Origin of the sequence: Paenibacillus sp. FSL R5-0475, assembly GCF_038004585.1 — a bacterium.
Lineage (GTDB): Bacteria > Bacillota > Bacilli > Paenibacillales > Paenibacillaceae > Paenibacillus_AQ.
The window spans coordinates 655490-678055 of the sequence record NZ_JBBORK010000001.1; the positions used below are offsets into that span (position 1 = coordinate 655490).

The 22566-nt window shown below is 43.5% G+C and carries 11 protein-coding genes; 6 read left to right on the forward strand and 5 right to left on the reverse strand.

What is annotated here, in order from left to right; genetic code table 11:
* Nucleotides 1–186 precede the first annotated feature (186 nt).
* The 5 genes from MKX41_RS02670 to MKX41_RS02690 all read left to right on the forward strand — a co-directional run bounded on the left by MKX41_RS02670 (nucleotide 187) and on the right by MKX41_RS02690 (nucleotide 13988).
* Nucleotides 187–3945 carry an alpha-L-arabinofuranosidase C-terminal domain-containing protein gene (locus tag MKX41_RS02670; RefSeq protein ID WP_340968544.1) on the forward strand — a complete coding sequence of 1253 codons (3759 nt, stop codon included), beginning with the start codon at nucleotides 187–189 and terminating at the stop codon, nucleotides 3943–3945.
* A gap of 359 nt (nucleotides 3946–4304) precedes the next feature.
* A complete protein-coding gene (locus tag MKX41_RS02675) occupies nucleotides 4305–4826 on the forward strand; it encodes a serine O-acetyltransferase (RefSeq protein ID WP_149644713.1) in 522 nt (173 codons plus the stop codon).
* Between the two features lie 110 nt (nucleotides 4827–4936).
* Nucleotides 4937–6769, forward strand: a complete 1833-nt coding sequence (locus tag MKX41_RS02680) for a UbiD family decarboxylase (protein WP_340968545.1) — start codon at nucleotides 4937–4939, stop codon at nucleotides 6767–6769.
* A gap of 234 nt (nucleotides 6770–7003) precedes the next feature.
* The gene (locus tag MKX41_RS02685; RefSeq protein ID WP_340974799.1) at nucleotides 7004–13375 is read left to right on the forward strand and encodes a rhamnogalacturonan lyase family protein; all 6372 of its coding nucleotides are present in this window, start codon (nucleotides 7004–7006) and stop codon (nucleotides 13373–13375) included.
* Between the two features lie 148 nt (nucleotides 13376–13523).
* Nucleotides 13524–13988 carry a DUF2269 family protein gene (locus MKX41_RS02690; RefSeq protein ID WP_042186633.1) on the forward strand — a complete coding sequence of 155 codons (465 nt, stop codon included), beginning with the start codon at nucleotides 13524–13526 and terminating at the stop codon, nucleotides 13986–13988.
* Here MKX41_RS02690 and MKX41_RS02695 read toward each other — a convergent pair.
* From MKX41_RS02695 to MKX41_RS02715, 5 genes are all read right to left on the reverse strand, one after another.
* On the reverse strand, nucleotides 13960–15120 hold the full coding sequence (locus MKX41_RS02695) for a glycosyltransferase family 4 protein (RefSeq protein WP_340968547.1): 1161 nt from the start codon (nucleotides 15118–15120) through the stop codon (nucleotides 13960–13962). The genes MKX41_RS02690 and MKX41_RS02695 overlap by 29 nt on opposite strands.
* 144 nt (nucleotides 15121–15264) lie before the next feature.
* Nucleotides 15265–16107 (reverse strand): sugar phosphate isomerase/epimerase family protein, encoded by an 843-nt coding sequence (locus MKX41_RS02700; RefSeq protein ID WP_340968548.1) that lies wholly within the window; start codon nucleotides 16105–16107, stop codon nucleotides 15265–15267.
* Between the two features lie 17 nt (nucleotides 16108–16124).
* A complete protein-coding gene (locus MKX41_RS02705; protein ID WP_339246680.1) occupies nucleotides 16125–17225 on the reverse strand; it encodes a mandelate racemase/muconate lactonizing enzyme family protein in 1101 nt (366 codons plus the stop codon).
* Nucleotides 17212–17928: a rhamnogalacturonan acetylesterase gene (locus tag MKX41_RS02710; protein WP_076300820.1), complete on the reverse strand. Its 717-nt coding sequence runs from the start codon at nucleotides 17926–17928 to the stop codon at nucleotides 17212–17214. Before MKX41_RS02710 ends, MKX41_RS02705 begins: the two co-directional genes overlap by 14 nt.
* 429 nt (nucleotides 17929–18357) lie before the next feature.
* On the reverse strand, nucleotides 18358–20703 hold the full coding sequence (locus MKX41_RS02715) for a helix-turn-helix domain-containing protein (protein ID WP_042186641.1): 2346 nt from the start codon (nucleotides 20701–20703) through the stop codon (nucleotides 18358–18360).
* Between the two features lie 179 nt (nucleotides 20704–20882).
* On the opposite strand from MKX41_RS02715, the gene MKX41_RS02720 reads away from it, so the two are divergent.
* Nucleotides 20883–22400 (forward strand): extracellular solute-binding protein, encoded by a 1518-nt coding sequence (locus MKX41_RS02720; protein ID WP_340968549.1) that lies wholly within the window; start codon nucleotides 20883–20885, stop codon nucleotides 22398–22400.
* The last annotated feature ends 166 nt before the right edge of the window (nucleotides 22401–22566 follow it).

A 22566-nucleotide genomic window follows, 5' to 3' on the forward strand; every position in this document is an offset into this window, starting at 1 on the left:
ATAATAAAAGTTTTCTTTTATTTCACACAAATATTAATTAGTTAATATATTAATTGATTATAAAGTGTGTTATTATGTTTCGTATAAAGGTTAAATGATTCACGGATGGGGCGGTTTTGTCGTAGTAATCAGTAGATTGGTTAGGCTTTTATGATTTCTAATACAAAAGATGACAGGTGATCTTCTATGAACAATGACAACAGTAATAAATCTATTAATGGTAATTTGATAGCGCATTATAAGTTTGATAACCCCGATCATGTGGGTCAAGATTACTCGGGGAATGGGAACGATGGAACCGCTTCAGGGACTAAGCTGCCATCCATACAGACTGTAGCGGGTAGAAGTGCTGTTTCACTAGCGGGTGGAGAACATGGCACATCCTATATTTCTTTGCCAGATGATCTTCTTAAAGAGGTCAGCGACCAAACTGGCCTTACTGTCTCGACATGGATGCATGTAAGTGCTGGCGGGAGCTTATGGGAAAGACTGTTCGATTTCGGCAAAGGCGAGACAGGACCCTATATTTTTTTAACGCGTAATTTCCGGGGGACTTGTTTTGCGGGGGAAGATTTAGTCGCAGATCCTGGTAAATCCTTTGCTGCTGGTGAATGGGTGCACGTTGCCTTTGCGGTCACAGGAACAAAAGGTGGAACACTAAGCAGTGCAGGACCTGTGATGTATGTCAATGGTGAGATCGTTGCGGATGGAATGATAAGTCAGACTTCTAGCGGTACATATGCTAAACTACGCACGTGGTTTGCTACATTTGAGGATCAAGTGAATTATAGTAACAATACGATCGGCAAGTCCCAGTACGCTGCAGATGTAGATTTTGGCGGCTCTCTTTCGGACTTCCGTGTATATAAAGCGGGATTAACGCAGGACGAAGTGATTGAGATTATGTGTGAGTCTTTGACAGATGAAGAGATCGTTAAGCTCGCAAAAGATAAATATTTAACCTTCACTAGTTCAATCATCACCAAAGATATCGAATTACCAGCTTCGCTCATGGGTGGAAAAGTTGACGTGTCCTGGGTATCCAGTGACTCAGCAATTATTTCTAATGCGGGAGTTGTAAATAAAACCGTCCATTCTGCTAAAGGTGTAACGCTTACAGCAGTTTTGAAAAAAGGTGACAGTACAGTAGAGAAGAGCTTCACCGTGTCTGTGCTCCCAGAAGGTTTGCCACCCTACACCTTAACGATCGATGGAAACCATGAGATTTTGGATGTTAGCGAAGTTCTATATGGCCTATTCTATGAAGATATTAATAATGCGGCAGATGGTGGAATTTATGCAGAGCTAGTGCAGAATCGTTCCTTTGAGTCGTTTGCTTTTGACAGCTATTCGCATGTATGTGGTGTGCACGGGACTTCAACAGGAAGAAATTATACACCTCTTCATGCATGGTCCGGTGACACGGACAAAATGACGGTTCATCATACAGGCGGCTTGAACGAATTCTTTGGAATCGAAGATAAAGATATGAATGCGCATTATGTGACAGTGGCAGATGGCGCGACGATCAATAACAGAGGCTTTGCGGATTCCAATCAGCACTGCTCAATGTTTATTAAGAAGGATGCTAAGTATAACTTCACGATTTGGGCGAAGGCTGAGGCAGCGGGAACAATCACCCTGCAATTGCTCGACAAAGATGGTAAAGCCATTAGCGATACAACGGTAGTTGAGTTGTACGGTGACGGTAACTGGAAGAAGTATGGTGTAGAGTCTAAGCTAGTATTAACAGGATCTGAAACTGTACTCGGTCAGCTAGCTTTAACCTTTAACGGTGAGATTTCCATTGATATGGTCTCCTTAATGCCAGAAGATGTTTGGGGCGCTGGGGAAGAAGAACGCTCTGCTACAGCTCATGCTAACTATAAAGGAAATTCCAACTATAGATTGCGAAAAGACTTAGTGAATGCACTCGTCGATCTTCATCCTACATTCTTGCGTTTCCCGGGGGGCTGTATTTCTGAAGGCTCTCACATTTGGGAGAATGTGTACGATTGGAAAGAGTCCGTCAACGATATCGAACTTCGCAAAGAGAACTATAATGTATGGGGCTACATGATGACCATGGGTCTTGGATATATGGAGTATTTTCAATTAGCCGAAGATTTGAATGCAACACCACTTCCGGTTATGGCCTGCGGCGTACTCTGTCAAGCTCGTTCGGATTATGCGAATCCAGCTGGCGGTGCGTTAAGAGATTATTATGTGAAGAACTTTACGGATCTGATTGATTTCGCGATTAGCATGGATTTTGACAATAACGAGTGGGCCGCTTTGCGTAAAAAGATGGGCCATGAAGCAGCGTTTGACCTGCGTTACTTGGGTGTGGGGAATGAAAACTGGGGCACAGAGTTTTTTGCCAACTTCGAGTATTTTAAAACAACGATTGATGAATATATGGTGAAAAACTACCCTGATCATGAACTGACCATTCTTTCTACGGTTGGAGCACAAGCAGATGATGATGCCTATCAACAAGGCTGGAAATTCCTAAGCGGAAATCTACAGGGCTCGGAACAGATCAGCTTCACGGATGGGACATCGAGTATTGAAGAGACGGTTACCTGGTATGAGAAACAAAAAAACTACATGGATACGATTGCGGACGAGCATTACTACCGTTCCAACGAGTATTTGTTAGAGAATGCGGATCGCTACAATTACTATTACAGAGCTTATAAAGAAGACGGCAGCTTAGACGAGGCTGAAACTTCGAAGGTTTTTGTGGGTGAATATGCTTCGACAGATAAAAATACATTGGCAGGAGCGATTGCTGAAGCGGCGATTATGTCCAGCTTTGAGAATAACTCTGATGTGATTAGACTAGCTGCAACGGCACCTTTGTTCAATAAGGTATTAACAGATGGCACCTACAGATGGACACCAGATTGCATTTGGTTCGATGATGAAACTGTATGGTACACGCCGAACTACTATGTTCAACAGTTGTATGCTAAATATCTCGGCACCAAAGTGGTTGGCACATCGTTCTCGACATATCGCAACGGGGAAAAGGTAGACCTCATTCCTCACGGAGGAATTGAAGTGGCTGCCGGGAAATCATCTGTAGTTGTGAAGCGGGTGAAGGTTACTTCGAATACGGATGGCAGCGTTATGCTAGAGCAAGATTTTACACAGCCGCTGCATGAAGCTTGGAAAGTCATTCCTGGTTCTGCCGGATATACGATTGATCCTTCCAAAGGTCTAGTCTTGAAGGCACAGAACAGCGGGCTGAATGGATTGTATATTCTCAATGACGCGTGGACTAATTATAAAGTAGAGGTCGTTCTTGAAAAAGCTTCCGGCGAAGATGGCTTCTATGTAGGTGCAGGTCTGACAGACATTTCACCGGAAAATAAAGATGCTATCGAATATGCGATTGGCTATAATGGCGATGCCACAGGAGTCAAGGTGTACAAGCAAGGGATTGAAGCTTATACACTCGGCGATTATTCTTCTAGTACAGCAGCGGGTAACCTAAGAGCTAGTTGCTATGAAGAACTAGCGGATCATACGGAATATACCATCACTGTTAATTATGGTGGAGCAGATGGCAAGCATTTGATTTGCTCTTACACAGATGGCAAGACAACAAGCAAAGTGCTTGATTATAAGCTCGAAGCGTATAACAGAGAAGTATACAATTCCGTTACTAAAGATGATAAGCATCTCTATGTGAAGCTTGTGAACGCGGATCGTGTAGAGAAAGCAACGAAGCTTGATCTAAAAGGCTTAAACGTAGCTACTACCGGTAAATGGATTACTTTAACGGGCGATGCTTCGCTAGTTCACACACCTAATGTGAACAGAAAAAATGATGAGAAGGTTACTCCAGTTGAAACGGAAATCAGGTTTGATAAAGACACTGCAATTGTAAATCTAGCTGCCCATTCTGTGAACGTGATTGTTCTGGATCTTATTTAATAGAAAAGATAGCATTCAGCGCGCGCCGATAATACTTCGGCGCGTGTTGTTGTTTAGGAAGGCTTGTAATCGGTTGATGTTTATATAGGGAGAACTGTCCACTTCTTGATGAATCTCTGAATCTAACATACACTGGTGAAAGCACAATCACCCGAATGACTCTCCATCCTGCGATCCTCCCAGAATATTTTTTCAAAATATAAGAAAGTATAAGTTTCACGCTATACATCATCCTTCTATTTCTCGCTTAAACGCTTACCGTCCTTGTAAGGACGCCGAAGGCGTTTATGCTTGCCACACTAATGCTTTCATTTCACGAGAATATAGTTCATATCTTGCCCCTATAGGAGGATGATACAATGATGAAATCATTCAAAACGGACTGGAAGGCGAATCTAAAAAATCCACAAACGATTATGGCTTTGTTTACTTATCGTTTTGGAAATTGGGTGTATTATCGGGTGAAAAGTGGCCTGATCCGCAAACCTTTGTGGCTCCTATATCGAATAATGGATGTGCTATTTGTTCGAATTGTTGCAAGTGGAGAGCTTCATGCAGAGGCTCAAATTGGTGATGCACTTCATTTACCTCATGGGTTAAATGGCATTATCATTAGTCCTAAAGCGGTGATTGGTAACAACGCTACTATTTTTCACCAAGTGACCATTGGGGGGAGAAATAACTTAGGGGAACCCGTGATTGGTGATAGAGCATTTATCGGAGTAGGTTCTAAGATACTAGGCCCGATTACGTTGGGGAACGATGTTAATATCGGAGCTATGTCTGTTGTGGTTAAGGATGTGCCGGATAATGCTTCAGCTGTAGGGATTCCTGCCAGAAATATTTTGCGAGATGAACCCAAACCTGAGAATACAAGATAACGGCGGGATGTTCTATTACATAGGGTATCGCTTTATTTTAAAAAGTTACAGGGTATAATTAAAGCATCCAAGAAATCTTGTAATAACCTTCTAGAGATCGGAGTAATGAAATGAAATATAGCAATTTAGAAGAGTGTGTTAATGATTTAGAGAAACATGGACATTTGGTTCGTATTCGTGAAGAAGTGGACCCTTATCTGGAGATGGCCGCGATTCACTTGAAGGTTTATGAAGCTGGTGGCCCTGCATTATTATTTGAAAATGTAAAAGGCTCGAAATTTCGTGCCGTATCTAATCTTTTTGGAACGCTAGAGCGCAGTAAGTTTATTTTTCGGCGTACTTGGAACTCCACACATAACGTAATTGCACTTCGTAACGATCCTATGAAGGCACTTAAGAATCCTTTTAAATATGTAGGGACAGGACTATCCGCAAGAAAAGCATTGCCTATTAAAAAGCCGGGTGGTCTACCAAGTGGTTTTCAGGAAATCAGTATTTCTGATCTTCCGCTGATCACACATTGGCCAGAGGATGGTGGCGCTTTTGTCACATTGCCGCAAGTGTATTCCGAAGATCCAGACAAGCCTGGCATTATGAACTCCAATCTGGGGATGTACCGTGTTCAATTGAATGGTAATGATTATGAACTCAATAAAGAGGTTGGTATTCACTATCAAATTCACCGCGGTATCGGCGTGCATCAAGAAAGAGCCAATCGAAAAGGAGAACCGCTTAAAGTGAGCTGTTTTATCGGCGGACCTCCAGCGCATACGTTATCGGCTGTAATGCCTTTGCCTGAGGGTATGAGTGAGATGATCGTTGCCGGTTTACTTTCGGGACGTCATTTCAGCTATAGCTATGTAGATGGATATTGCATTAGTAATGATGCGGATTTTGTGATCACAGGGGAGATTCATCCTGGTGAGACGAAGCCGGAAGGACCTTTTGGCGATCATTTAGGCTATTACAGCTTGGTGCATCCTTTTCCAGTTATGAAAGTACATAAAGTGTACGCTAAAAAGAATGCAATCTTTCCATTTACGGTTGTCGGCAGACCCCCACAAGAGGATACCGCTTTTGGTGAGTTAATTCATGAGTTGACGGGCGGAGCTATCCGACAAGAAATCCCGGGTGTCAAAGAAGTTCATGCAGTAGATGCTGCAGGTGTTCATCCCCTTTTGTTTGCGATTGGCAGTGAACGTTATACACCTTATCAACAAGTGAAGCAGCCAGCGGAGATTCTTACGATCGCGAATCGGATATTAGGCACAGGTCAGCTTAGTTTAGCTAAATTCTTGTTTATTACAGCCGAAGAGAAACAACCTATCAGCACACATGATGTTGAGGATTTCTTGACGTATATTTTAGAGCGAATTAATCTTCGCAGAGATATTCATTTCTATACGAATACAACGATTGATACCCTTGATTATTCTGGTACAGGACTAAACAGCGGAAGTAAGGTGATTTTCGCTGCGGTTGGGGAGAAGAAAAGAGAGCTATGTACAGAGGTTCCTGACATGCTTGAAGAACTACAGGGATTTGGACATGCAAAGATGGTGATGCCGGGTCTCGTGGCGCTTCAAGGCTCTAAATTCACTACTTACGCTGAAGCAGCGCAGGAAATGAACAAGCTTAGCGAAGCGATTCAAGAACAGGGAGCACTCCCATCTTGTCCGATGATTATTGTGTGTGATGACAGCGAGTTCTTAAGTGATAGAATTGAGAATTTCCTATGGGCGACGTTCACACGCAGCAATCCTTCACATGATATATATGGCGTGAACAGTTCAACGGAGTATAAGCATTGGTCATGTGATAACGTGATTATTGATGCGCGTGTTAAACCTCATCAAGCGCCACCATTAATTCCGGATCCAGCGGTTCAAAAGCATATCGAACGATTGTTTGCTCCAGGTGGGAGCTTAAACGGTAAGATCTAACCATAACTCAAAGACCTTCTTGGGAAACCAAGGAGGTCTTTTTGCTGTTTTTTGAAATGATTTACTCATATGAAATTAAAAATGTATAGGTGTATTCTGGGTTTTATGTCCCAGCTTGTCACAAAATCGTAGGATTTTATAACTATAGGCGAGTGATTTGAACGGTTTAGTGTATGATAAACTCTGTTTTTTAAATGTTCATAGTGAAACTTAGGTGGTAGTATCGTGTTGGATATGAGTGCATCTGGAAATAATTATCCAGAAAAGTGTCTGAGCAAGGAGGAGGGGATACGCGCACGAAGTGAACTTATATTTGAAGAACGAATGACAATGAAGCTTATTGTAAGCGTTTACTACAACGGGGCCAGATGCGTACTAAGTTCTTTCAATCATAAGAAAGCGGGTGAAGCACGGAAGATGAAGAGAAATAAAATGGGGAATAAAATACTTATTGTGTTATTGTCGTGGGTCTTCATTTGTTCATCTCTATTTCCCTCTACAACATTTGGGGTGCAACCAGCCAGTGCGGATTCAGGTCCAATAACTTTGCGATATGATTTTGGAACGGCGACAAGTCCTGTAATGAGTGGTTATACAGGGGTGCATGAATCTAAGTTGTATACGAAGGAGCTAGGATATGGTTTAGATCAGGCGGTTGCCTCAAGAAATCGCTCGGGCGGAGATGAACTGACAAATGATTTTGTACTGGGATTGTCCTACGCCTTTCTAGTGGATCTTCCTAATGGGGATTACGATGTGACTGTATTCTCAGGAGATTTATTGGCAGGTACAAGTACAACTAAAACTACGATTACCTTAGAAGGAATAACGGCTGGTTCAATAAGCAGCAAGCAGGCTGTAAATCAAGCCACCTACCGCACGACTGTCCAAGACGGTCAACTAACCGTTGGCATCACGGGTACAGGGGTTGGCGGATATTTAAATGGTCTTATGATTCAGCAAATCGTGCCGGGTCCACTGCAGGCTCCTGAGGGCTTAGCGGTTACGAATCTCTCACCCACTGCGGTCTCTCTCGGGTGGAGCAGCGTGACAGAAGCAGTCTATTACAATATATATCGGACAGAGCTTCCTAGCGGGACTATTGAATCGGTAGCTCAAGTTACTGCTAACAGCTACGTGGATTCAGACGTAAATGAAGGCAGTGGCTACATTTATAATGTGTCTTCTGTTAAAGGCAGCGGTGAGGAGTCTGCTTTGAGTGCACCTGTGACGGTAGATGAAATTCCGGGGGCAGAGGTTCCGGCAGCACCAACGGGCCTTTCGATTGTCAGCGTGGGTGCGAGTTCTGTTCAGCTAAGTTGGAACAACGTGGCGGGAGCTACCCGTTATACAATCTTAAGGTCTGATTCAGCAGATGGATCCTTCCAAGAGATTGGCCAGTCGGAGACAGCGACATTTACGGATGTAGCAGTGGATACCTCTAAACGGCAATATTATGGGGTAAAAGCTGCTAATGCCCAAGGAGAATCCCAGTTATCTAACAAAGTTGAAAGTATGGTATACACGCCACCTGTAACATTGCCAGAAGGAAATGTATATTCCTTTGATTTTGGCCCAGGTGCTGCGGCGGAAGGTTATCTTAAGGTCGATGCAGGGGTATCTTATTCCTCTGCGGTTAAATATGGATTTATGGATATATCAAAGGTAACTGGTGTAGACCGGGGAACCACTGATCCTTTGCGATCGGATTTGGTGGTCCCTAAGGATACTACCTTTAATGTAGATTTACCGAATGGTGACTATACTGTGTCACTTATCGCTGGAGATAGCGCCGGAGACACAGACATTGGCATCAAAGTAGAATCGATCCAAAAAGTTCAGCAGACAAGTAAAACAGCTGGTCAGTATTTGGAAATGAGCTTTGACATCGCTTTGGTGGATGGACAAATGAACTTGGTATTCTCTGGCACGAAGCCTAATATCAATGCACTGGTGATTACTAAGCAGCCAAATCGTCCTGCTAATGAATTGCCTGCAGTTTATATTGCGGGTGATTCAACTGTGCAGACTTACGATCCTTACTGGATACCACAGGCTGGCTGGGGACAAATGATTCCTGATTTCTTTAGTGAGGAAGTAACGTTTAAGAATCACGCTATCGGAGGCCGCAGCTCTAAGTCATTTATTGTAGAGGGGCGGCTGGATGAAGTACTGCGAAAGATACAGCCAGGTGATTATTTCCTTATCCAATTTGGCCACAATGACGCAACGATCAGTGTTCCTGATCGGTATGCCTCTCCAGCAGATTACAAAAATTATTTAAAAACGTATGTCGAGGGTGCCAGACAAAGAGGAGCGACTCCGATTCTGGTGACCCCGATGGGCCGCAGAGATTATAATGCTGCCACGGAAAAATTTAATGTGAGTTTCCCTGAATATGTGCAGGCGATGAAAGAGGTAGCCAATGAGCTGCATGTGGAAATGGTTGATCTTAGCGCGCTAAGTGTCGCTTATTACAATTCGATTGGTTTTGCAGCTACACGCTCTGTATTCCTTCACCTCGATGCAGGGATATATGGTGCTTTCCCGAATGGGTCAGCAGACGATACTCACTTTCAAGAGTACGGAGCGATTCAAATGGCTCGTCTGTTGGCCAAAGGAATAGAGCAATTAAACATTCCGCTCTCCAGCTTTGTACAGGACATTAAGCAGCCAGAAACAGTGCCTGCCAAGCCACAAGGTCTTGTAGCGGGAAGTATCAGTAATGCAGGTGCAGTACTGAAATGGGATAAAGTAGAGGGTGCTGATATTTATAAAATCTATCGTAAGCTAGCGTCCGAAGCTGAAACTGCTTACGCATTGGCGGGAACTGCCACTGTTCCAACTTTAACATTAAGCGGAATGGCGGAAGGTAACAGCTACTCCGTTCGAGTGACTGCAGTAAATGGGTTAGGAGAGTCTGAGCCTTCAGATGAAGTTAAGCTGACTACGAAGTCCGCTCAATATCGTTATGATTTTGGACCTGTTGGCTCACCCGTTGCCGCCGGTTATACGGAAGTGAATCGTAATGTACTTTATACAACAGAACGTGGTTATGGCTTGTCCTCAAGTGAAGGTATGAGTGATCGAGATCGCGGTAGTGCGACTGATGCCCTTCGTAGAGATTTCGTGATCTATTTTGGAGGCTCGTATGAATTTAAAGTTGATTTACCGAATGGTTATTATTCCGTTAAGACCTATACCGGAGATTGGATTGGTTCTACCAAGACGAACGTAGTAATTGAAGGCAAAGATTATGGAACAGTCTCTTCAGGTAAGGAAAATATTGCTGAGAAGCTGTATAACCAGATCGCTGTCAAAGACGGTCAGATGAATCTTGTTTTTAGTGGCACAACGGCCCATCTCAATGGACTGGAAATCACACCTCTATTATTAGCTCCAACGAATCTGAAGCTGGGTGGTCTGGATTTAAACAGCGAGCCTATTACAGCCAATCTTTCTTGGGATGAAATGGATGGTGCACTGAAATACCGAGTCTATCGGCAGGCAACTGTTGCTAGCAGCGCGGAGCTGCTAGGTGAAACAACAGGGCCAGTTTACACAGATACTACTGCGGATATCGGTATGGAATACATCTATACGGTAACTTCGGTCGATAGCACAGGACTGGAATCCGTAGGCTCCAATGCCTTAAAGGTATCTATGATTGATCCATCTGTAGCAAAAGCAGCCGTACCTAGTGGTCTAGCAGTACAATCTACGAACAAAAATGATGTGACCTTTACGTGGAATGAGGTATCGGATGCAAGGATGTTCAACATTTATCGTGCGAAATCCGCGGATGGTGAGTTCATTCTAATCGGCAAATCATTCGAAGCTTCATACACAGACACGACCATTTTAAGTACAATTCCTTACTATTACAAAGTTGCCTCGGTAAATGCAGGCGGTATCTCTGATCTTTCCGCTTCGCTGGAAACCTCAGCGGTGACAACGCTATACCGGAAGATGGAGGCGCTGGATCGTGCGCCTGTAGCGGTTAAGACAGATGCGGGTGTTTATATCAGCTGGCGGATGTTAGGTCTGGATCCAGAATCGATTGGATTCAATCTGTATCGTGGGGAAGAGAAGCTAAATGATTCGTTAATTACTCAAAGCACGAACTATCTTGACAGTTCCGGTACAGCTGACGCCAAGTATAGAATTACATCAGTAATCAATGGAGTCGAAAAAGCGGCTTCGGAAGAATTCAGCGTATGGCAGAAGCAATACCTATCTATCCCCTTGCAAAAACCAGCAGATGATTACACCAAAGACGGTCAGCCTTATACGTATAGTGCAGGGGATGCAAGTGTAGGGGATGTGGATGGTGATGGGGTCTACGAAATCATTATGTTATGGTCGCCTTCGAACAGTAAAGATAACTCTCAAGCAGGTTATACAGGACTAGTCTATATGGATGCTTATAAGCTAGATGGCACGCGTTTATGGCGGATTAATTTAGGGCCTAATATTCGTGCGGGCGCGCATTATTCACCATTCATGGTTTACGATTTGGACAGTGACGGGCGTGCTGAGATTATGCTGAAGACAGCAGATGGTACGGTTGATGGTCAAGGTACCGTGATCGGTGATGCAAGTGCAGACTATCGCAATAGCTCGGGTTATGTGCCCCTCGGCAATGAGTATTTAACAGTGTTCGAAGGGGCAACAGGCCGGGTAGTGGATACGGTTAGTTATGATCCGCCGCGTGGTGATGTGGGCGCTTGGGGCGATGCCTATGGTAATCGGGTGGACCGCTTTTTAGCCGCCGTAGCTTACTTAGATGGTGAACAGCCAAGCGTGATTTTTAGCCGTGGTTATTACACTAGAACCGTGCTTGCAGCTTACAATTATCGTGGTGGCAAGCTCGAAAAAGTATGGCGTTTCGATTCCAACGATGAAGGATATGGAGAGTATGCCGGTCAAGGCAACCATAACCTTTCTGTTGGAGATGTAGACGGTGATGGCAAGGACGAAATAACCTTCGGCGCGATGGCGATCGATGATGATGGATTGCCACTGTATAATACAAAGCTTGGTCATGGGGATGCGATCCATTTCGGAGATCTTGATCCTACCAGACCGGGGTTGGAGGTCTTTGATGTACATGAGCATACCGATTCCAAGTATGGTATTGAAATGCGTGATGCAGCTACAGGGGAAACCATATGGGGTGTGTTCACAGGAATTGATACTGGACGTGGAATGTCAGCAGATATTGACCCGCGTTATGCTGGGGAAGAGGTATGGGCTGCAACGATTACCAATGAAGTGCAGATCCCTGTTACAGGCGTATACAGTGCACAGGGAGAGCTAATCACGAATAAGCTGCCTTCCTCAACGAATTTCGGCATTTGGTGGGATGGCGATCTTTTGCGGGAATTGCTGGATTCTAATCGAGTGGATAAGTGGGATTACACCAACCAGACAACAGCTAATTTGTTGACGGCAACTGGGGCCTCTTCTAATAATGGCACCAAGGCGAATCCAAGCTTGCAGGCGGATCTGTTCGGGGATTGGCGTGAAGAAGTGATCTGGCGAGCAACGGACAGTTCTGAATTACGAATCTATACAACAACGGATATGACAGATTATCGTATCCGCACATTGATGCATGATCCGATCTACCGACTGGGAGTATCTTGGCAGAACGCGGGTTATAATCAACCTCCGCATCCTGGATTTTTTCTTGGCGAAGGCATGGAACAACCAGCGGCGCCAAAAATTCAATATGTAGGCTCGCCTGTGGAAACAGAGGACACTACACCACCTGCAATAACGGGTTTACCTTCTACTCAAATGAGTGAATCGGATATCTTGAAGGTACAGGTCGTAGCAGAAGATCCTGAGTCTGGTATTCGTAGTCTGGATATCACCTTTGATGGAAAAGAAGTTGTCTATGGAGATGAGATTCCACTCAAAGGACTTACGGGATCACATACGTTCATCGCAACAGCTGTGAATAACGCTGGACTCTCGACTACAGAACAAGTAATTATAGTCGTAAACGGACCTCAGAAGGCTACAGGAATTCCGGGGCAACCGGTTCTATCCAATAACAATGGGCAGGATACAGGACTCTTGGATGGTGATTACCAAATCACAATGAACTTGTGGTGGGGCAACAATGGTACGATCTACAAGCTATATGAGAACGGTACCTTAATAGACACTCAAACCTTACGTGACGACTCCCCAACCACACAGACCGCAGTGACTAGTATTACTGGAAAAGAAAACGGTACCTACACCTACACGGCTGAGCTAACCAATTCTTTTGGAACAACGGTATCTACTTCTCATGTGGTTAAAGTGAAGGATGCTGCGCCAGGTAAGCCAGTGTTATCTAATGACAACTGGGATGGTGATGGCGAGTATAAAGTGACCATGAATCTATGGTGGGGGATGAACGGCAAAGTGTATCGCTTGTATGAGAATGGAGTGCTGATCGATACACAGACTTTAACAGCAAATACTCCGAATGCCCAAACGGCTTCTACTTCGATCACGAATCGATCTCCGGGTGTTTATGAATACCGTGTAGAACTGATGAATGATCAAGGCGTTAGTGAAAGTACAGTTATGAAAGTCTCGGTAAAATAATTAAGCAATAGTTAAAAAAGCGCCTACGTCGGTAATATCCGGCTAGGCGCTTTTTGAGATTATCTAAGATTTAAAGGATTCTGCAAGACTATTTCCACTATCATCGTCATATGAATCTAAACAACGAATGATAGGGAGGATTGTAATCATGGAATTGACGGATATTATCTCTAAGATTGTGGTAGTCATACATGTTATAGCGGCCATAGTGGGAATTGGACCAGCTTTTGTGCTGCCAATACTGACAAGCTCTGCCAAGACAGGCAGCCAGCTTCGTTTTGTATTTGGCATGATGAAGACAATCAACAGATTCCCTAAAACGGGTGGAATTACCCTGATCGTTACAGGCATTTTGTTAATGATCATTGATAAAATGGGCTTGTCGGTGTTGTGGATCAATCTTTCGTTATTATTTTTTATCGTGATAGAAGTCATTATTATTGGATTTGTTGAGCCTCGATTGAAAAAGCTGACCCAGCTCGTGATGGCGAGTGAAGGCGACGAAATCCCTGTAGGCTACAACGCCGCTATGAACAAGATCGCTCCGTTAGAAGCAGCTGTACATGTGCTCACTATCGTCATTATTATATTAATGGTAGTAAAGCCGGTATAAGATCGAAGCGTCTATTCTCAATGATCTCTTCATATTCGCGAATGAGTCCATCAAAAATGCTCTCCCACGAGCGGCCGAGCGCCAGCTGTCGCCCCTCATAACCCATAGCAGCCAGCTTTTGGGGTTGCTCTATACATGCACAAATTTCACGAATAAAAGCATCCGGGGAACGAGGTGGGGCGATTATTCCGGTGCGACCGGGTGTAACCAGATCCTTCACCCCGCCTTCATTTACGGCGAGGACAGGCAGTCCAGAGGCCATGGCTTCAAGGACAACATTACCGAAGGTTTCCGTACTGGAAGGGAAGACGAATAGATCAGCTGAGGCATACAATTGGGCAAGCTCTTCACCGTGTTTGTAGCCCGTAAACGTGACATTTTGCGGCGCCTGCGCCCGCATCTCTGATAATAAGGGACCGTCTCCAACAACTAACCAATGTACCTGAGCTTGCATAGACTCGGGCAATTGCTGCATGGCGAGAGCAAGGGTGTTGATATCTTTTTCAGGAGCAATCCTTCCCACGTACAGAAGTAATATCGGTGCGGTAATTCCGTAACGATCACGGACCTGATGGCTGCGTTTTTTCGGAGTGTAGAGATTGCAGTCGATGCCTCTAGACCAAAGCTTCAAACGTTGAAAACCTTGAGCTTGTAGGGAATCGAGTGTTTCATTGGAGGGCGCGAAGGTAGCATCGCAGGACCGATGAAACCACTTCATGTACTTCCAATAAAGAGGAACAATTTTTTTCATTCGATAATATTCAAGATAGCGATCAAAATGGGTATGGTAGGAGGCGACATGAGGCAGGCCAAGCTTTCGCGCATAGCGAAGGCCGCATAGACCGATATTGAACGGAGTAGCCAAATGAAGCAGATCGGGTCGAAACGCTTTTAGCTCTGACTGGATGGAGGACATATTCGGCAGCGCGAGTCTACATTCCGGGTATAAGAAAAAGGGGATACTGGTAATGGGACGTATGGGATCGGCATAACTGTCTTCAGGAGCAGATTTCGGCGAAAATAGCAGATGCTCGATACCTCGCCAGTTCAAATGAGTGGTTAGGCGCTGAAGCGTAAGTGAGACACCATTCGTTTGCGGAAGAAATGTGTCTGTAAATAAAGCAAGACGCATAGAACCCCTCCCAGGTACTCTTGATGTCTTGATCATAACAGCCCATTATTTCATGGAGGTCAAACGGATGTTAAACAGAATATAAAAATCCACTGCACACGGTAATGAGGTGTACAGTGGATTTTTTTGTATGTGATCTTATATTTACGCTTCTTCATATATCTGCTGTAAAAAAGCGATGCTTTCTCTTAGATGCGATTCAGGAGTACTCTCTAAAATGCCCTGAATATGCGGACGCTCGTATTTCATATAACGGAGAATCGGCTCAAACTCAAGCCAGCCCTGACCTACAGGAACAATTTTGATCGCTCCATCTTGCACGATAAAATCTTTTAAATGAATGATGGCAATTCGATTTCCTAAGAGCTTCAAAGCTTCCATAATAATTGCTTCCTGATGCAAGTAATTTGTAGGTGACATTAGATTTGCGCAATCCAATATGATCTGAAGATTATTAGAAGGAATCTCATCCAGCAGTCGGCGAGTTAAGGAAGCGGAATACAGCGGATGATGAAGTCCTGCTTCAATACCTACCGTCACACCAAAACGTTCGGCCTCTGCGACCATTAGCTTTACCGAAGTAACGACCTGTTGAAAAGCTTCTTCTGTAAAATTATCTGTGGTATACCCAAGTCCCATACTTCCGGTTTCCGTACCTACTAGACTGGCGCCGAAATCTCTGGCCAAGCGAAGATGGGTATTGAACTCGGCTAACGCTTGTGCCCGTTTGTATGGATCGGTGTCTACAATATTAACGTAACAGCCAAGCACCGCAATCTGAATACCAGCCTGTCTAAAGGCATTTCTGTAATAACTAGCTGTTCCAGGGCTTATAGCAGTCAGACTCGGAGTGCTGTCAGGAAAAGATTTCTTAAGTGCAAACTGAATATGAGCGAAATTATAAAACTGAATCTTTTCAATTAAATCCTTCAATGGAACTTGTGTGAAATCATGTGCTCGAACACCTAGGTGCAGGGGAATACTCATATGATCGATCGCTCCCATTAGTATTGTTGTTTGTGTGGCGCTAATTTATCCCAGTCAAAGGTAACCCCAGTGCCTGTTACTTCAGGCGCAACTGCCATCCCATTGTCTTTGTTAATCACTAGCGGACGTGTAGTGTATTGATCGATAGGGAAGCTATGCATTTCGAGATAACCTGCATTTGGCATAGCTGCTAATAAACTAACGTGTAATTCTTGCATCCCATGTGTGGAAACGGAAAGGTTATAGGCTTGTGTTAAGTGAGCTACCTTTAACCAGCCCGTAATTCCGCCTATATTGGAAGCATCCGGTTGAGGGAAATCTACATGGCCATATTGCAGCATGTGATGGAATTCGGTTAAGGTCCGAAGGTTTTCTCCGCCTGCAACAGCAATGCCTGATTCTTCTGCAATACGCGCATAGCCGGCATAATCTTCCGGAATCGTTGGTTCTTCTAAGAAGAGGATATCGTATTTCAAAAATTCACGAGCGGCTTTAATCGCTTTTTCTACACTCCAGCTCATATTCGCATCGACCATAAAGGCCACATCTGGACCGATTAATTGGCGCACCGCAGCCACTCGTTCCACATCTTCAGCTAATGTTTTTTGGCCTAGTTTAATTTTGACAGCCTGCAGGCCCATATCTAAGTATTTTTGATTGTTGAGGAGGAGCTTTTCTAATGGGAAATTCAAATCAATCGCTCCGCCATAACATTTGACCTCATTGCTTGCGCCACCCAGAAGTTTGTAAAGCGGTTCATCTGCTTTCTTCGCACGTAAATCCCATAAAGCGATGTCACATGCTGCAATGGCGAAGCTAGCCAGACCCCCGCGAGCAACATAATGTATTCCCCAGTTCATCTGCTCCCAGATACTTTCCACACAGCTAGCATCCTTACCGATTAAGATCTGAGTTAATTCATTCGCAATTAGTGAGCAGATCGCTTTGCCGCCAAATCCGCCAGTATAGGTATAACCTACCCCTTCACGACCGTCATCGGTTCTAATTTTGACAATGGGAACTTCAAAGTGAGTGTGCAGTCCGTGTTTAGCGTCCTCCATGATTTCCGGCAAAGGGATACGATAGTACTCTGTAATAACTTCTTTAATTAGAGACATCTGTGATCACTCCTTGTAGTAGTTGTTGTAAGTCTGTTAATGGTAAGGCAGTAGATTGTTCAATAGCCTGAACCACAAGTCTGGCGATGTGCTGAGCACCTTGATCAGAGAAATGAGTATCATCCATAACTCCATTTGGGTAATTCGGATGTGCTTTTTCAGGCAAATGCATGAATAAATTTTTGGATTCTTCAACACCTAACGAACGATAGAGCACTTGCGAAGCTGCGAAAATATCAAGCAGTGGTGTTTGCGTTTCTTCAGCTACCTGCTTCATAGCCTCGGGATAAGCGCCTACAGCAAGCGGGTCAAGCTCTCCATCGGAGTTGAAGCGGCGGCGACTTACAGAGGTTAATAGAACCGGAGTCCCGCCTAACTGCCGAGCAGCTTCAATATATTGAATTAGGTTGCGGCGATATTCAGTGTCGGGATCAGTGTAACGCAAAGGATCTTCTTTTTTCTCATCGTTATGTCCAAATTGAATGAAGAGGTAGTCACCGGCCTTGAAGTCTTTAAGGATGTCCTCCAAACGGCCGTCAGTTATAAAGGATTTGGTACTGCGACCATTAATGGCGCGATTCTCGATTCGAACAGAAATCCCAAAATAACCTTGCAGGTATTCTCCCCAGCCTGTCATAGGTTTTTCTCCAGCGCCTTTGATAGCCGCAGTGGAATCTCCCGCGATAAATAATGTGGGTGTCATAGGATCTTCTCCTTGAATGTAGTGGTGTTTACTTAGCCATTTCTCAGAAAGGGAAAGCCATTGCTGGCAATGAGGATGTTCTTTAGCAAGCCCTAAACCATGCCGTCCTTCTTCTCCACAAGAACGCTGGCATCATTTACTGTAGTCCATATAAAAGTTGGAGGTGTTAGAGAAGTCATCTGTGATTCTGAGGAGTAGGCGTGAAGCTCAGCTTGTGTTGGGCGGTCTCCCAGGCGTTGCAAGAGGATAAAGGGTGAGTAGTGAGATTTCCAGAGAGAGCTCGGTTTGTTCTGCATGGTTGGAATGTACACGAAAGCTCAACATTATGTTCCAATTCCTCCTTAAAAGGCGATATGCACACGTTAACATATTTCAGAAAAAAAGAGAGACTCTTTTTTTTGATTCCACCTGAACAATAGTTCTCTCTTTTTACATTGATTCGTCAAAGGTGGATTTAAGTTTTGTGCCAGCGTTGTGATCCCGGTATTGTCCGGGTGTCATGCCCTCCTGCTTACGGAAAGAGCGAATGAAGTTCTGAGAGTTGTTATATCTTAATTTGGCTGCAATATCTTTAATGGGCATATCAGTTTCCTTCAGCCATTTTTTCGCCATTTTAAATCGGTACATCGTTAAATATTCGCTGAAATAGTACTGGGTCTCCTTACGGAAGACGCTGCTGATATAGTTGGCATTATAATGCAGACGTGAAGCACATTCTTCTAAAGTCAGATCTGTATCGTAATCATGTTGTATTAAATCGATGATCTTCTCTGAGATGTTGTGGTATTGAGCATTTTGTCTGCTGTTAAAAATCTTGATCATCGGATAAATGACCATGCTCCAGAACCAATCTTCAATCTCCGTTACAGTATGGAGGTCATGCAGCTCCTCAAATATGGAACCATTAGCATGATAAATTTGATTTAAGCTAATACCGGATTCCTGCATCATAATGAGTAAATTATTGAGTAAGCGCGTCAACGGGATCTGGTATTCCTGTGGTGAAAGCTCATGAGCAAAGATAGATTTGAAGAGCAAATGAATGAGTTCCTTTGCTTTATCTGTTTCAGCTAATTTGATAGCGTCCAGTAAGTCATTTTCTTTATGAGTAGGGTAGTTCAAATTCAGATAGTGCTTGCCAGAGTTAATATTTTCATACTGGATAATGACACCTTTACCAAGTTTGATCCGATGCTTCAGTGCTTCGAGTCCCTCTCTGTAAGCCGTGGATAATTTATCGAAGGTGTTGAAGGGAAGGCTCAGACCAATGCTCACCTGAAGCTTTAGGTAGTTGTTTATTTCCTGCTGCAGCTTCTCCGTTAATGAATATAATGTCTTGTGAAAAGACTCGGTATCACTGTCTGGACTCCCCAATAAGACGACTACTGCATGATCCATAATTACAGGTGCCAGTCGTTGTTCAGGGCAGACTAACTCTTCGATTATATTGTGGGCAGCGAATAATAAGAGATTAAGATCTTTTTTCTCATAGCTGGAATCATCGGCAAAATCAATCGACAACGTAATCACAGCCATCGTCTTCCATTCTTCGAGCTGCTTATGGTAGCCGAATTGTTCCAGCTCTTCATGCAGATCGCGCTTCTTAACGTTGCCATGGAAAGCATTGATTAGGAAGAAGGTACGCACCTGTTGGATATGCTGACGGACTTCTTTTTCAAGCTGTGATTTGGATTGGAATAAAGAATGAACTTGTTCTCCAATAATCTGAAATTCATTCGTGTGTCTGGATTTAATGTCCGGTTTGCGTTGGCCCATTTGATTGAGTAGTCTTTCAATGGGAGTGTACATCCGTCTTGAACCGATCCAGGCCAAGAGAATAGACAATAGAAGCATAAAGCTACACACGAATATCGTAAACAGGCTAATTTTTTTGGATTCTTTCGTTAAACTTTCCATGGATGTAACCGAAAGATAGACCCAGCCATTCATCTGAGAGCGCATGTAAGTGACGGAGTAATCCTTCTTGTGGATCCTGGTCTTAAACTGACCTGAAAGTTTAGATGGATTAGTAATGAAAGAATCTTCTGTAAATCCGCCTTCTTTCATTGGTTTCCCGATCAAGTTGCGGTCCGGATGGAGCAGGAATCGACCTGTCTTATCCAGAACGATAATATCATCGAGTGGCTGTACATCCGAGTTAATGAAATCCTGAAGACTGCAGACAGGAATATTAGCTAAGGCAAGCCCATATTTTTGCAGCTTATTGGTTGGGAGTTTCTTGATAAGACTAATGCTGTAGTTACAGCCTGTGACGTTAATGCTTTCCTCACTGTAAAATATGGAGGACGGGTTCAGGATCCACGAGGTATCTTCGGCAATATTCATCAGGTTGGTGAGCTGCGCATGGTCCTTGTACTCATTTAAGCGATAAACACCAGAATTTTTGATCATCCAATTTTGCTGCTGATTTAATAAGATGACATCTTCCAGCTTCGTATCGAAGGACTGCATATTGCGAATTTCGTTTCTTAAATCATTGTATAAAATGAAATCGGTTTCATTTAAAGGGTTGTTTAGTGCTTTTTTTAATACACTAGAATTGATCACTTGGTTTAATGTTTGATTGACAGTTGTTAACTTATGTTCTACATTTGAGGTGATTTGTAAGATTAATTCCATTTTGCTGTTGTTAACGTTCTTTTGAATTTCTTTTGAAGATGTGAAATATGAAAAAGAACCGATGAACAATACAGGCAGCGTGCTAATTACAAAGGCAAACATCGTTAGCTTACTTAGAAAGCTTAATGGTCTCACGGGACTCAGCACCTTTACTTATGTAGAAGTAGACACTTGATCTAAGTGTATGTAACTTGGTATGAAATAACAATAATCATCTCGTTCTGTGATAATCATTAGCTCTAATTATGCTTATAAATTGTAAAATTTTCAAGATATAGAGTGATAATCCTTACAATACCTAGGAGGCCACAGAAATGTCTAAAGTATCTATGGGTAAAAGGGCAACGCTGTATTTCTGCTTATTTACCATGCTCGTCTTCTCTTTTTTAAGCGCTTGCAACGATAAGGAATCTGCCGAAGCCGGCCCAGTAGTATCTCCCACGAGCATCTCAATTTTGGCACCCCTTCATTTTCCACAACAGCCTTCGAAAGAAATTATGGCAGAGATCGAAAGACTGACAGGTGTGAAGCTCGATATAAGGTGGGTTCCAGAGGGGGTCTACACGGATAAGATGAACACGGCGCTTACGACCAATTCCCTGGGAAAGGTCACATTTGTAAAATTCTCAGACTACAATCTGGTGAAAAATGCTATTCGTTCGGATGCCTTTTGGGAGATCGGCCCCTATCTTCAGGAGTTCTCCAATCTAAAACAACTGAACCCCGCTATTCTTAAGCAGACTTCTGTAGATAGTAAGATCTATGGCCTATATACGGAACGCCCCTCTTCCAGACAGGGGGTGATTATTCGTAAGGATTGGCTCGACAATCTCCATTTAAGTAATCCACAAACACTGGATGAACTGTATGAAGTTATGAGGCAATTTACATACAACGATCCAGATCAGAATGGCAAACAGGATACCTTCGGATTAGTTGATCGAAATGATCTTGTGTATGGGGTATTCAAGACATTAAGTTCGTATTTTGGCACCCCGAATAATTGGAAACTAGAGAATCATCAATTCGTTCCTGAATTTGTGACCGCTGAGTATATGAACACCATGAATTTCATGAAGAAATTATATGATGAGAAAATTATTAATCAGGATTTCGCCTTAACGAGCAAAGAAGTACAACGTGATAAGTTCATTAATGGTATTGCTGGTGTATTTATTGGCAGTATGACAGATGTAAAGCGGCTGTCTATTGAAGCTCAGAATTTGAATCCAAAGGCAGAACTTACGTTAATCAATCGGATCGAAGGGCCTGAAGGATATAAGGTGTGGTCGATACCCAATTATAATGGACTCTATCTCTTCTCCAAAAAAGCCATTGCTACGGAGGATGAACTCCTCGAGGTACTCGAATTCTTTGATCGAACCATGGATAAAGATGTAGCGAATATAATGATGTATGGGTTTGAAGGGCGCCATTATAAGCTTGAGGGAGGAAAAATCATTCTTCCCGAGGAAACCTCAGAACTGCGGGTGCAAGAAGTAAATCCGTTATATTCTTTGATGATTGCAGATATTAGTAATAAGAACATTATGGAGGTGGCTCAGAAGGAGCAATTGACCTCACTTGCGGATCAGCTAAGTAAAGATAATGAATCTTTTCTGGTCGACGATCCGACCGTGTCTTTAAGCTCATCCACCTATGATGAGAAAAATGTGGAATTGTCTACAATCATTGTGGATGCTACGTACAATTACATACTAGGCAATATAACCGCTGAGGGATTCCAGAAGGAAGTTGAGAAATGGAGAGCTAGCGGAGGAGATCAGATTATTAAGGAATATGGTGAGGCTGAGCTTGGGATAGAAAAGTAAATAGGTTAGATAATCTTTGATCCACTGCGGATGACGCGGTGGATTTTTTTGTGTTATCACCATAATCATTTGCTCAGATCCCTTTAAGAACGGGCCTTTATGGGGAAATGATTGTTTTCGTAACCTTGCCGACGATGTAACGTGGAACTCGTAACCAATACAAATT

Excerpts from the sequence above, each read along its gene's own strand:
- MKX41_RS02670 (WP_340968544.1), top strand. The coding sequence starts at position 187 with ATGAACAATGACAACAGTAATAAATCTATTAATGGTAATTTGATAGCG.
- MKX41_RS02675 (WP_149644713.1), top strand. The coding sequence starts at position 4,305 with ATGATGAAATCATTCAAAACGGACTGGAAGGCGAATCTAAAAAATCCA.
- MKX41_RS02680 (WP_340968545.1), top strand. The coding sequence starts at position 4,937 with ATGAAATATAGCAATTTAGAAGAGTGTGTTAATGATTTAGAGAAACAT.
- MKX41_RS02685 (WP_340974799.1), top strand. The coding sequence starts at position 7,004 with ATGAGTGCATCTGGAAATAATTATCCAGAAAAGTGTCTGAGCAAGGAG.
- MKX41_RS02690 (WP_042186633.1), top strand. The coding sequence starts at position 13,524 with ATGGAATTGACGGATATTATCTCTAAGATTGTGGTAGTCATACATGTT.
- MKX41_RS02695 (WP_340968547.1), bottom strand. The coding sequence starts at position 15,120 with ATGCGTCTTGCTTTATTTACAGACACATTTCTTCCGCAAACGAATGGT.
- MKX41_RS02700 (WP_340968548.1), bottom strand. The coding sequence starts at position 16,107 with ATGAGTATTCCCCTGCACCTAGGTGTTCGAGCACATGATTTCACACAA.
- MKX41_RS02705 (WP_339246680.1), bottom strand. The coding sequence starts at position 17,225 with ATGTCTCTAATTAAAGAAGTTATTACAGAGTACTATCGTATCCCTTTG.
- MKX41_RS02710 (WP_076300820.1), bottom strand. The coding sequence starts at position 17,928 with ATGACACCCACATTATTTATCGCGGGAGATTCCACTGCGGCTATCAAA.
- MKX41_RS02720 (WP_340968549.1), top strand. The coding sequence starts at position 20,883 with ATGTCTAAAGTATCTATGGGTAAAAGGGCAACGCTGTATTTCTGCTTA.